Raw genomic sequence first — 12,077 nt, 5'->3', positions numbered from 1 at the left:
CCCCCCCGCCGCCCCCGCCACCGTCTGCGGCCCGCTCATCGGCGAACCGGCCCGCAGCCGGGTCGCCGAGGCGTCCCAGGGGCTCTCGGAAGTCGCGGTCGGCCGGGTGCCCGGCGAGAGCGGCGGCTGGTTCGCCGCCCCGGCCCTGGTGGAAAACGTGCCCCCCGGCCACCGGCTCCTGCGGGAGGAAGTCTTCGGCCCGCTCGCCGTGCTGCTCGCCGCCGACGACCTGGACCAGGCGGTAGGGATCGCCAACTCGGTCCCGTACGGCCTGGTCACCTCGGTGCACACGGCATCGCTCGACGCGGTCCTGAACGGGCTCGACCAGCTCGACACCGGCATGATCCGCGTCAACGCCCCCTCCACCGGTGTCGACTTCCATCTGCCGTTCGGCGGCACCAAGGCATCCAGCCGCGGCCCGCGCGAACAGGGCCGTGCCGCGCTGGACTTCTACACCTCGACCCGGACCTACACGCTCGTCCCGGCCCACCCATAGCCACCTGCGAAAACAACGTGACATTGTACGCTGGTCATCCGCTCGGCCACGGGCGGCCGGCACGAAGGGAACACCGCGACCATGGGCCACCTGGAGCAGCGCAACCTCAACACCACCAGGGAGCGCCTGCGCGACCAGGTGGCCCACGCCCTGCGGGCGGCTCTGATCTCGGGCGAACTCCGGCCCGGCGAGGTGTACTCGGCGCCCGTCCTGGCCGAGGACTTCGGGATCTCCGCCACCCCGGTGCGCGAGGCGATGCTCGACCTGACCCGGGAGGGACTGGTCGAACCGGTCCGCAACAAGGGGTTCCGGGTCACCGAGGTCAACGAACGCGACCTCGACCAGTACACCGAGATCCGCACCCTCATAGAGGTCCCGATGGTCGGCCGGATCACACGTACCGCCTCCCGCGCGGAGCTGGCGGCGCTGCGTCCGGTGGCCGAGGAGATCGTGCGCGCCGCCCGCGACCACGACCTCATCGGCTACCTGGAAGCCGACCGCCGTTTCCATCTCTCCCTGCTCGCCCTCGCCGGAAACGACCGGCTCGTCGAGACCGTCGGCGACCTGCGCAAGCGCTCCCGCCTCTACGGCCTGACCGCCCTGGACGAACGCGACCAGTTGCTCCCCTCGGCCGAGGAGCACCTCGAACTCCTGGACCTGATGGTGGCCGGGGACGCCGAGGCCGCCGAGGCGTGCATGACCCGTCACCTCGGTCACGTCCGCTCCCTGTGGGCCGAGAGCGCCGAGGAGTCGAAGCCCGCCCGGCGCGGCCTGCACACCCGTCTGAAGCCCCGCTGACCGAATGCGAGAGGCATGAACCCCGCATACACCACCGTCGACCACGTCTTCACCGTCCCGCTGGACCACACCGACCCCGGCGGCGACACCCTCCAGGTCTTCGCCCGCGAGGTCGCCGACCCGTCCCGAGCCGGCGACCAACTGCCCTGGTTGCTCTACTTCCAGGGCGGACCGGGTGGCAAGTCCCCCCGCCCATCGGGAACATCGCCCGGCTGGCTGGCCCACGCGCTGAAGACACACCGCGTCCTCCTCCTCGACCAGCGCGGCACCGGCCGCTCCACCCCCCTCACCGCACGGGCCGCCGCCCGCTTCCCCGATCCGGAGCAACTCGCCGCCCACCTCGGCCACTTCAGAGCGGACTCCATAGTGGCCGACGCCGAACTGATCCGCCGCGAACTGTCCGGCGGACAACCCTGGGAAACCCTCGGCCAGAGCTACGGCGGCTTCCTCACCCTCACCTACCTCTCCCAGGCCCCCGAAGGGCTCAGCGCCTGCTACGTCGCCGGCGGCCTGCCGGGCCCGACCGCCACCGCCGACGACGTCTACGCACGCACCTTCCCCCGGGTACGCGACCGGGTCCACGACTTCTACGCCCGGTACCCCGACGACGCCCGGCGCCTGCGCCACATAGCCGACCTGCTCGCGTCCGGGGACATACGGCTGCCCGACGGCGACCGCCTCACCGTCCGCCGCCTGCGCACCCTCGGCATGGTCCTCGGCATGGGCGACGGATTCGAGCGCCTGCACTGGCTCCTCGACGAAGCCATCGACGACCAGGGCGAGTTGACCGACACCTTCCGGTACCAGGCGATGGCCCTGACCGGCTTCACCGACAACCCGCTCTACGCCGTCCTTCAGGAAACCCTCTACGGCCAGGGCGCCGGCCCCACCGGCTGGGCCGCCGCCCGCGCCCACGCCGCCCTCCCCGAGTTCGCCGAGGACGCCGATCCCCTGCTGCTCACCGGCGAGATGATCTACCCCTGGATGTTCGAGGACATCCGCGGCCTGCGCCCTTTCGCGGACGCCGCCCACCTGCTCGCCCGCCGCACCGACTGGCCGCCCCTGTACGACCCCGCCCGCCTGGCCGCCAACACCGTCCCGCTCGCCGCAGTCGTCTACCACGACGACATGTATGTGGACGCGGGTCTGTCCCTCGACACCGCCCGCACCCTCGGCGCCGCCCGTGTCTGGGTCACCAACGAATGGGAACACGACGGGCTGGCCGCCTCCGGTGACCGAGTCCTCGCCCGCCTGATGGATCTGGCCGCGGGCCGCGTCTGAATCCTGCCGCTGTGCGGGCGATCTGTTGCCGCCGAGCCTGCCTCGCGTTGTCGTCAGTGCGCGAAGGGCGGTTCGAAACAGCCGCTTTCCAGGTAGGGCCCGTTGACCTGGACCTGGTAGTTGGTCTGCCGCACGAAGGCGGTGACGCAGGCGTCCGGGTGGACGCGGAGGCCGATGCGGGCGCCCGGGAGCGTGACGTAGTGGTCGTCCTTGAAGCGCGGTTCCATGCCCCGTACGTCCAGTTGCCCGCCGGGCTGCTCGCCCTCGGTGCCGGTCCGCTGTTCCTTGTACCCGAGGGCGAGCAGTGCCGCGCGGACGCTGTCGGGGTCCCATGTCGCCTGCTTCCAGAGGCGTTTGAGGACCGGCTCGATGCGGTCGGCTTCCCGCTGGGCGTCCTTTTTGCTGCCGGGGGACATGTCGCGGGGTTGGCGTCCGGCGTTGTTGTCGCGGTAGTGCGGGGCTCCGTCCTGGGCTCCGGGTTCCACATAGGGGGAGGCGCCGTAGCTGGAGGGGCCGGAGCTGTGGGGTGTGCTGGGGGCGCCGGCGGCTACCCGCTGCTGACCGCAGGCGGTCAGGGGTAGGACGGCGCTGAGGAGGAGCAGGGCGGCGAGCGGTCTTCGCGCTCGAACGGTGGAGATCGACATGAGGGCAACTCTGCCATGGCGGGCTGGGCGGCTGCCGCGTGCTGTGCGTCGCGGCCGGTGCCGGTGCCGGGGGCGCGGGGTGGTCAGTGGCGCAGGGCCTCGAAGGCGTGTCGGGCGCTTGTGCCGATGGCGAGGTCGATGTCGGGTGCCAGGTTGGCCCGGCGGTCGGAGCGGGTGAGGGCCGCCATCGCCACCCGGTCGCCGCCGGCGGCCTCCACCACACCGATCTCGTGCCGCAGGTGCAGGAAGGTGCCCGTCTTGCCATACAACCGGAGCGTGTCCGCGCGCAGTTCGCTCGCCAGCCGCTGGGTGAAGACCTGACGTCCCATCAACCGGCGTAGTTCCGCGGTGGCTTCGGGGTGGCCGATGTCGTCCTGCCACACCCGCTGGAGGAGGTCGACCAGAGCCGCGGCGGTGCCGAGGTTGGCGTGCGCGGGGTCCAGCGTCTCGATGGTGTGCCGCCCGGAGTGGTCGTCGCGGATGGCCAGCTCCAGGGCGAGCGAGAAGTCGTTGCCCACGGCACCGGCGGCGCACTCGAACATGCGGTTGAGCCGGTGGCGCATCCGGATGCCGGAGCACCCCCAGGCGCGCAGGCGGGCGTCGACGTCCGCCACCGGAACGAGATCCAGCAACGCGTCGGCGGCGGCGTTGTCGCTCACCGAGAGCATCAGATGGAGGAGGTCGCCGACGGCCACGGTGGCCGGGTGGCGGAACGCCGCCAGTCCGGTGGGTCCGACACTGCTCGTGGCCGGGTCGACCGTCACCGGCCGCGCCGCGTCGAGCTCCCCGGTCGCGATCCGGTCCAGTACGACGAGGGCGAGCGGGACCTTGACCACCGAGGCGAGCGGTACCGGTTCGTCGACGGCGAAGCCGAGTTGCTCGCCGGTGTCGAGATGGCGGGCGAGGAACGATCCGCGGACGCCGAGGGCGGCCCAGTCGTCGGCGATCGTCTCGGCGACGCCGAGCAGGTCCACGTCGTCGGCGACGCAGACCGGGCGGGGTGCGGGGGCGGCGCTCATCCGCGGGCCGCCAGTCGGGACGCGGCGTCCTCGCCCGCGGCTTCGGAGGCCGTGGTGGGGGCGGTCGTGGCGGCGCCGACCGCGGCGGCGAGGAGGGCGCCCAGCCAGTCCGGTACCTGCGCCGCGCTCCCGTGACGGCGGGCCGCGCCGGTGTCGTAGCCCCGGTGCAGCGCGGCGTTGTCCAACGGCGCCCAGTCAGCCCCGTGCCGCCGTGCGAACGGTTCGGTGCACAGCAGCGTCACCTGCCCGGCGAGGGTCTCGGCCAGAGCGGTGGCCATCGGCCCGGCCGGCCGGACCGTGCCTTCCGGCAACCCGGCCCGCGCGACCGCGCGACGCAACCGGTCCTGTGCGTCGGGGACTTGGTCCTCGGCCATGGTGAGGATCGGCACGGCAGCCCGCCGCTCGCCCGGCGCCCCGCCGCGGCGCCGGGGCCGCAGATCCTCCAGATGGATCGCCCGCCGACGAGTCCGCCGCCGGGCCTCGGGCGGGCCGGCGGCGGCACCGTCGGGTGACTGGGGCGGGGCGGACGCCAGGCCGAGCGGCACGCGCAGCGCGGCGTTCTCCGGGGCGACGCGTACCAGCGCATACGTCAGCGAGGTGTCGGCCAGGCCCGCCACGCGCGCGTCCGGAGCAAGCTCCCGCACCGCGAACGTGCGGTCGCGCTCGGCTCCGGCACGGATGATCCGCGCCAGCGCGGCAGGCCCGCAGTCCGCCGGCACCCCGATGGTGTGTACCGCCGACTGCCGCGCCGACCGGGCGACGTGCCCCAGCCGCTGGGCCCGGTCCAGCACGTCCTGGGCGTAGGGCAGGAGGAGGTGACCCAGCTCCGTGGTCGCGACCTGGCGCCGCGAACGGTCGAACAGCCGGCCGCCGAAGTGCTCCTCCAGCGTCTTGATGCGCCGGCTGAGGAGCGGCTGGGCGATCCCGAGCCGCTCGGCCGCGCGCGAGAAGCTCGCCTCGTCGACGGCCGTGACGTATGCCTCCAGGTGCGCGAGCAGGTCCACACAGCAGTCATATCAAGAAGTTATGACTCCTTCAAAGTTCACTCTTGGACATGAGTGGTGCGCGGCTGTTTCGCTGTCCCCGTCGAAGCGCCGCGGAGCCGGAGTTTCGGAAACCGACGACGAGTACGGGAGACCTCTGCGCATGACCAGTGCCACCCCTCTGCCGCGGCGCGGCCTTCTGAAGGCCGGCCTCGCGGTGTCCACCGCCCTGCTCACCACCGCCGCGACGTCGTCGGCGGCCTCGGCCACCGGTGCCTCCCAACAGCGGCGTGCCGAACGGGAGTTGCGCGAGCTGGAGCAGCGGTACGCGATGCGGCTCGGCGTGTACGCCCGCAACGTCCGCACCGGGCAGGTCGTCGCCCACCGCGCCCAGGAGCGGTTCGCGATGTGCTCGACCTTCAAGATGTTCGCCGCCGCCGCGGTGCTGCGGGACCACGCGCGCTGCGCGCCGCTGGACAAGGTGATCCACTACCCGCCCGCGGACATCCTGCCGAACTCGCCGAAGACCGCACAGCACGTGGACACCGGCATGCCGGTGGGCGACCTGTGCGCGGCGGCGATCCAGTACAGCGACAACGCGGCGGGCAACCTCCTGCTGCGCCAGATCGGGGGCCCGGCCGGCCTCACGGAGTTCTTCCGTTCGCTCGGCGACCGGGTCAGCCGACTGGACCGCTGGGAGACCGACCTGAACTCCGCCGTCCCCGGCGACCTGCGCGACACCACCACCCCCGAGGCGATCGGCGGCAGCTGTGAGCGGCTGACCGTGGGGCGGGCACTGGCCGACGCCGACCGCGAACAACTCGTCAGCTGGATGAAGGGCAACACCACCAGCGGGGAACGGTTCCGCGCCGGGCTGCCGCGGGACTGGGTCGTCGCGGACAAGACGGGCACCGGCGACTACGCGAGCGGCAACGACATCGGCGTCGCCTGGACGACCCGGAAGACGCCGATCGTGCTGGCCGTACTGTCGTCGAAAGCCACCCCGAAGGCTCCGGTCGACAACGCGCCGATAGCCGCCGCGGCGCGCATCGTCGCGCGCACCCTCGCCCCGGGCGAGTGACGTTCCGCCCCTCCCACCGTCCCTTGTCCCCGGCGGCCCGTGGCGGCCGATGCGTGAAAGCAGGTACCAGCGATGCCGGTTGAGCGCTCAGGCCCGTCCCGCCGTGCCCTGCTGGCCGCCGCGGCGCTGCTGCCGCTCGCCGGGTGCTCCGGGGGCGAACGTCCCACCACGCGTTCGTCCCCGGCGCCCGGCCGCCACCCGTCAGCGTCTCCGGACACCACCGCGCGGTTCGCCGCACTCGAAGGCACGTACCGGGCCAGGCTGGGCGTGTACGCGGTGGCCACCGGTACGGGCGCCACGGCCTCCTACCGCGCGGACGAGCGCTTCGCGCTCTGCTCCACCTTCAAGCCACTGGCCGCCGCGGCGGTCCTGCACCACACCCCGAGCGGCCGGCTCGACCGGCGCGTCACCTACACCGCAGCCGACGTCAACTCCATCTCACCCATCACCAAGGACCACATCGCGACCGGAATGACCCTGCGGCAGCTGTGCGATGCCGCCATCCGCTACAGCGACGGCACCGCCGGCAACCTGCTGATGCGCGATATCGGCGGACCGGCGCAGCTGACCGCCTACCTTCGCCAACTGGGCGACACCACCAGCCGCATGGACCACTACGAGCCCGAGCTGAACCGGGTCCGCCCCGGCGATCCCCGCGACACCACCACGCCCCGCGCGATCGCGGCCGACTACCGTGAGCTGGTCCTCGGCGACGCGCTCACCGCCGACCGGCGCGCCCTGCTCGGCGACTGGCTGGAGCGCGGCACCACCGGCGCCCGGCGCATCCGGGCCGGGCTGCCGCGAGGGTGGCGGGTGGCCGACAAGACCGGCACCGGCGACTACGGCAGGGCCAACGACATCGCCGTCGTCCGACCGCCGCACACCTCCCCGCTCGTCGTCGCCATCATGTCCGACCGCGCCGGATACTCCACCCCACCCCAGGACGCCCTGATCGCCGCCACCACGAAACTGCTTGTCTCCGCTCTCACTTGACGAGCCAGGATGGGGACCGGCCCGGCCCGGCCCGGGGCGGGGACGGACGGGTAGCCTCCCGCCGCTCCGAGCCCCGCGTGCCAGGAGTCTGTCGAGGAAGCGCTGCGGCGGCCACCGCGTTCGCCGAAGACCTGGCGGTTTGCCGGTGCCCTGGGCCAACTCCGGTCACCGGGGCCCGCCCGGTGTTCCCGGGAACCCGCGGGTGTGCCAGGTCCCGCCGTCGGGCGTGACGGCGAAACCCTCGTGCCCGTCGAGCCCTTCCAACCAGTCCCGGGCGGCGGGGCCCATGGCGAAGGCCGCCGTGGCGTAGGCGTCGGTGGTGGTGAGGTGGGGGCCGACGACGGTGACCGAGGCGAGACGGGTCGTAGGGGTGCCGGTGTGCGGGTCGAGGATGTGGGCGCCGCGTTCGGCGGTGCCCGAGGTGGCGACGGCCAGGTCGCGTCCGGTGACGACGGTGCACAGGTCGCCCGGCCGGAGCGGGTGGGCGATCCCGACGCGCCAGGGCACGCCGGGGGCCGCCTCTCCGCAGAGCTGGAGGTCGCCGCCGCCGTTCACACAGCTGCTCTGGGCGCCGGCGGCCCGCAGGATCCGCGCGGCGCGTTCGACCGCCCAGCCCTTGACCAGCCCGGTCGGGTCGAGGCTGCCGTTCGCGGTGGTGCCTAACCAGCCGCCGGTGGTCTGCCCCACCCACTCACACAGGTCGAGGACTTCGCGGACCTCTGCGGGGCACTCGTCGAGTCCGATCTCGCCCCGTGCGAGTCGGCTGCCGGGGCTGTCGGTGCGGTAGGTGGAGAAGACCTCGTCGACGTGGTGCAGCCAGGCGACGGCGTCGCCCGGGGCGGACGCGATGGCGGGGGTGCGGGCGTCGCGGATGTCGAACGAGAAGACCGTGCCCATCGCCCGCTCGACGTGGCGCAGTCCGTGCCCGGGCTCAGACACCGGCCTTGTCCAGGGCGCTCTGCAGCGACCGGATGTAGCCGGCACTGGTGTAACTGGCGCCGGACACCGCGTCGATGGCGGCGCCGTGCGCGCTCAGCGCCTCCTGCGTCAGGCGCGGCAGGGCGTAGGCGGCGATCTCCTGGTCACGGCCGTTGTCCGACGGGGCGTGCAGCACCCTGACGGCCGTCAGCCGGCCCGCGTTGACGGTGGCGGCGACCTGCACGGTGCCGTAACGGGTGTCCACCGGGGCGCCCGTGTAAGTGCCGTTGGCCGGGTGGTTGCCCCGCTGCGGGTGACCGGTGGGCGACGGGGCCGGTGCGCTGCCCCCTGGGCCAGGTCGCCGGTCAGGCCGGCGGGCTGGTGCGGCTTGAGGGAGAGCAGCAGGACGACCAGGGCGCTGGTCGACGCCGCGGTCAGGACGGCTCGGCTCACCGCTGCGCGTCCTGGTGATCGACGACGAGCCGGACGTCACCGAGGTGCTCTCCAGAGCCCTGGCGGGCGAGGGCTGGGAGGTCCGCGGCGCGGCCGACGGCGCCTCCGCGCTCGCGGAGGCCACGGCCTTCCGCCCGCACGCCGTGGTCCTGGACTGGATGCTGCCCGACATCGACGCCCTCCAGGTGCTGCACCTGCTGCGTCGCGAACTGAAGACGGTCTGCGTCCTCTTCCTCACCGCACGTGACGCCGTCGAGGACCGCATAGCCGGCATCACCGCGGGCCTCGGCGTGGCCACATCCCCCGGCCTCGCGTCCACCCCTCCCATACCGCACATATCATGACGGTGCGGACGAAGCGCGGACTTGCGTCCTTCCCGCAACCCAGCAGCCGTCGGGCCGGATCCGACCCGACGGCCGAGCGGGACTGCCTGCACGTCGGGACCATCAACGGCTCCGCCGAGGGCCATCCGGCCCTACCCGCGGGCAGCCGGCAGCGACAGGCTCGTACGCACGGAACTCGAGAAGGGACTGGACCGCATGCGGCATCGCAGCGTCGCCGATCTGATGACCCCCAACGCCGTAGTCGCCCAGCGGGGCACCCCGTTCCGGGAGATCGTGCGGCTGCTCCATGAGTACGACATCAGCGCGGTTCCGGTCGTCGACGAGGACGAGCGACCGGTAGGCGTCGTCTCCGAGGCCGATCTGCTGCGCCGGCCGTCCGAGGAACGGGGCCGCACCACCGCCGGTGCGATCATGACGAGCCCCGCCGTGGTGGCGCGACCGGAGTGGAGCGCGGTGCGGGCGGCCAGAACGATGGAGGAGAGGCGGGTCAAGCGGCTGCCGGTGGTCGACGACTCCGGCCGGCTCATCGGCGTGATCAGCCGGCGTGACCTCGTCCAGCTGTTCCTGCGGCGCGACCGCGCGATCCAGGAAGAGATCCTGGAAGACGTACTGACCCGCACCCTGGGCGTTGCCCCGTCCGCCGTCACCGTGGACGTCGCCGACGGCACGGTGACGCTCAGCGGCGCCCTGGAGCGCCGGAGCCTGGTACCCGTCGCGGTGCGCCTGTGCGAAAGCGTCGACGGTGTGGTCGAGGTGATCAACCGGCTGGACGCCAAGGAAGACGACATGACCGAACACGGCGGTGGATGAGCCGGCCCGACCGCCGTCAGCCGGCTCACACCGCACCCTCCACCCGCACGGAATCCCGCACCCGCCCTGCCCGGGGCCGCCGTTCGCCCCGCCGCCTCGCCCGGCTCTCGGCATGCGGCGCGGCCGACCGTGCGGTGGGCCCGCGGTCCATGACCCGGGCGAGAGCTGCCATCGCCCCGTCGATGCCGTGGGGAGTGATGTTGCCGTAGCCGATCACCAGGGAACGCGCCGGCCTGCCCGGGGCCAGTTGGTAGCGCGTGACGGCATCGAGGGCGATGCCGGCGGTGGCCGCTCGACGGACCAGGTCCTCCGGGTCGTGGCCGTCGGCAAGGGCGGCGAGCGTCTGCACTCCCGCCGGAACGCCGGTCAGGCGCAGCGGCACCTGATGGCGCAGGACGGCGGCTTCGAGTGCTTCCCGCTGTGCTCTGTAGCGCGCCCGGGTCTGCCGGATGTGCCGGTCGTAGGCACCGCTGCCGATCATCTCGGTGAGGGCGAGCTGATCCAGCGTTGCGGCGCCGTGGTCGCTCAGGAACTTGCCTTCGACGAGCCGGTCGACGAGCGGGGGCGGGCCGACGAGCCAGCCCAGGCGCAGGGCCGGGGCGAGCGTCTTGCTGGTCGACCCGAGGTGGACGACCGCGTTGGGGGCCAGCCCCTGCAGCGCCCCGATCGCCCTGCGGTCGAAGCGGAACTCGCCGTCGTAGTCGTCCTCCAGCACCAGGGCGCCGGCCCGGCCCGCCCAGGCGAGCAGCGCCTCGCGGCGATGCGGCGCCAGCACCGCACCGGTGGGGAACTGGTGCGCGGGAGTGGTCAGTACGGCATCGACCCCGCGTTCGGGAAGCGCCTCGACGACCAGCCCGTCGGCGTCGACCGGCACCGGCAGCGGCGTCAGGCCGGCACGGCGGATGATGGGAGCCCGGTGCGGCAGACCGGGGTCCTCCAGGGCCACGGTTCGGGCACCGCCGGCGCGCAGGGTGCGGCAGAGCAGATCCAGCCCTTGGGTGAACCCGGCACAGATCAGGGTGGTTGACGGGGTGGCGGCGACGCCGCGTACACGGTTGAGATACGCGGCGATCGCCTCGCGCAGGCGGGCATGACCGGCCGCCTGGGGGTATCCCAGGTCCGCGTCACAGGCACCGCTCAGGGCGGACAGCCAAGCACGCCGCCACTGTTGGCGCGGAAAGTGGGCAAGTGACGGAACTCCCGGCCGCAAGTCCCAGCGCGGCGAGGGGAGTTCGGTCCGATCGTCCGCGTCCGGTGCGGAATCGGCGGCCACCGCCAGGTCGGAGACCCAGGTGCCGGAGCCCGCGCGGGCGGTCAGATAGCCCTCGGCGGTGAGCTGGTCGTAGACGTCCACCACCAGGCGCCGGGACACACCGAGGTCGGCGGCGAGGACCCGGCTGGCCGGCAGACGCTGCCCGGACGCCAGGCGCCCGTCGCGCACCGCCCCGCGCAATGCGGACTCCAACTGCCCCCGCAGCGGCGTGCCCGCCCGGTGCGACAGCACGACCAGGAGCTCCGGACCGGAAGTGGTACCCGAATCAGCCATGAAAGTGGACCCTACCCGGGCACCGCTTCGCCTCTAGCGTTGGCCCCGGAACACAGCGGTCGACCGGTCCGCCGCCCGACTCCGGTGCCGATACGGCCCCACCGACCCGGCAATGGACGTAAAGGAACGGACAGACATCCGTGGCTATGACCAAGTTGGACGGCCTGCGGCAGTGGGCTCACCGCGCCGGCGACAGCCCACGGGCGTGGGCGGGCCCCCCCCCCTCCCCCCGCCTCGCCCTGGCGACCGGCTTCCTGTCGGCGGTCGCCGACCGATTCGGCCTGTGGGGCGACCCCGGATCCGGCAAGGTCGCCTGGGGCGACTACGACCGCTACCTGGCCTATGTGCACGAACTCGCCCCGTACCTACCGGGCGGGTTCGTCGACATCGCGGGCAGGCTGGCGACCGCGGCCGAAGCGATCCTGGGCATCACCCTGCTGCTCGGGGTGGCCGTACGGCTTTCGGCCTGGGCCGGCGCGGGTGTGCTGCTCACCTTCGCACTGTCGATGTTCTTCTTCTCCCACCCCGAGGCGCCCCTCAACGCCTCGGTGTTCAGCGCCACCGGCCTCGCCCTGCTCCTGGCGCTGGCCCCCACTGACACCTGCGCATTCGCCCTCGACCGCAAGCTCGGACTGGAACACCCCTGACCGGTTCCCCTCATTCCCCTCATCCCCCTCGTTCCCTCGCAACTCACCCAGCCACCACACCTCT

Annotated in this window: 13 protein-coding genes and 1 pseudogene; 8 read left to right on the top strand and 6 right to left on the bottom strand. The window is 73.0% G+C overall.

Annotated elements, in window-relative coordinates:
- The 3 genes from RZ84_RS40500 to RZ84_RS03410 form a co-directional block, all read left to right on the top strand.
- A partial coding sequence (locus RZ84_RS40500; protein WP_241777542.1) for an aldehyde dehydrogenase family protein occupies window positions 1-496 on the top strand: 496 nt, incomplete at its 5' end.
- Window positions 497-577: 81 nt separating this feature from the next.
- Window positions 578-1,294 (top strand): GntR family transcriptional regulator, encoded by a 717-nt coding sequence (locus tag RZ84_RS03415; protein ID WP_043263032.1) that lies wholly within the window; start codon window positions 578-580, stop codon window positions 1,292-1,294.
- 15 nt (window positions 1,295-1,309) lie between these two features.
- Window positions 1,310-2,575, top strand: coding sequence for an alpha/beta fold hydrolase (locus tag RZ84_RS03410; protein WP_043263031.1), 1,266 nt, complete (start codon window positions 1,310-1,312; stop codon window positions 2,573-2,575).
- Window positions 2,576-2,628: 53 nt separating this feature from the next.
- Here the strand turns inward: RZ84_RS03410 and RZ84_RS03405 are convergent, their stop codons facing one another.
- From RZ84_RS03405 to RZ84_RS03395, 3 genes are all read right to left on the bottom strand, one after another.
- A complete protein-coding gene (locus RZ84_RS03405; protein WP_043263030.1) occupies window positions 2,629-3,219 on the bottom strand; it encodes a hypothetical protein in 591 nt (196 codons plus the stop codon).
- Window positions 3,220-3,302: 83 nt separating this feature from the next.
- A complete protein-coding gene (locus RZ84_RS03400) occupies window positions 3,303-4,238 on the bottom strand; it encodes a serine hydrolase (protein ID WP_043263029.1) in 936 nt (311 codons plus the stop codon).
- Entirely contained in the window at window positions 4,235-5,242 is a 1,008-nt protein-coding gene (locus RZ84_RS03395; RefSeq protein WP_043263028.1) for a LysR family transcriptional regulator, read from the bottom strand. Before RZ84_RS03395 ends, RZ84_RS03400 begins: the two co-directional genes overlap by 4 nt.
- Window positions 5,243-5,384: 142 nt before the next feature.
- Between RZ84_RS03395 and bla (RZ84_RS03390) the strand changes: the two genes are divergently transcribed.
- Complete coding sequence (bla, locus tag RZ84_RS03390; protein WP_043263027.1) at window positions 5,385-6,302, top strand: class A beta-lactamase; 918 nt, start codon at window positions 5,385-5,387, stop codon at window positions 6,300-6,302.
- 72 nt (window positions 6,303-6,374) lie between these two features.
- Window positions 6,375-7,295 (top strand): class A beta-lactamase, encoded by a 921-nt coding sequence (gene bla, locus RZ84_RS03385; protein WP_043263026.1) that lies wholly within the window; start codon window positions 6,375-6,377, stop codon window positions 7,293-7,295.
- Window positions 7,296-7,460: 165 nt separating this feature from the next.
- Here bla (RZ84_RS03385) and RZ84_RS03380 read toward each other — a convergent pair whose 3' ends face one another.
- Window positions 7,461-8,234 carry an FAD:protein FMN transferase gene (locus RZ84_RS03380; protein WP_043263025.1) on the bottom strand — a complete coding sequence of 258 codons (774 nt, stop codon included), beginning with the start codon at window positions 8,232-8,234 and terminating at the stop codon, window positions 7,461-7,463.
- On the bottom strand, window positions 8,227-8,478 hold the full coding sequence (locus RZ84_RS42455; RefSeq protein ID WP_347232726.1) for an FMN-binding protein: 252 nt from the start codon (window positions 8,476-8,478) through the stop codon (window positions 8,227-8,229). Before RZ84_RS42455 ends, RZ84_RS03380 begins: the two co-directional genes overlap by 8 nt.
- Window positions 8,479-8,668: 190 nt before the next feature.
- Between RZ84_RS42455 and RZ84_RS03370 the strand changes: the two are divergent.
- Window positions 8,669-8,950: pseudogene (locus RZ84_RS03370) on the top strand (response regulator); the annotation flags it as partial.
- A 255-nt stretch (window positions 8,951-9,205) separates the two neighbouring features.
- A complete protein-coding gene (locus RZ84_RS03365) occupies window positions 9,206-9,820 on the top strand; it encodes a CBS domain-containing protein (protein WP_043263024.1) in 615 nt (204 codons plus the stop codon).
- 25 nt (window positions 9,821-9,845) lie between these two features.
- On the opposite strand, the gene RZ84_RS03360 is transcribed toward RZ84_RS03365, so the two are convergent.
- Window positions 9,846-11,366, bottom strand: a complete 1,521-nt coding sequence (locus RZ84_RS03360; protein WP_078893548.1) for a MocR-like pyridoxine biosynthesis transcription factor PdxR — start codon at window positions 11,364-11,366, stop codon at window positions 9,846-9,848.
- A gap of 140 nt (window positions 11,367-11,506) precedes the next feature.
- On the opposite strand from RZ84_RS03360, the gene RZ84_RS03355 reads away from it, so the two are divergent.
- Entirely contained in the window at window positions 11,507-12,013 is a 507-nt protein-coding gene (locus RZ84_RS03355) for a hypothetical protein (RefSeq protein ID WP_198539933.1), read from the top strand.
- Window positions 12,014-12,077 lie beyond the last annotated feature (64 nt).

It is taken from the genome of Streptomyces sp. CT34, from assembly GCF_000805335.1.
Classification (GTDB): Bacteria; Actinomycetota; Actinomycetes; order Streptomycetales; family Streptomycetaceae; genus Streptomyces.
Note: the sequence above shows the minus strand (reverse complement) of the source record. Positions and strands in the feature narration are given on the sequence as shown.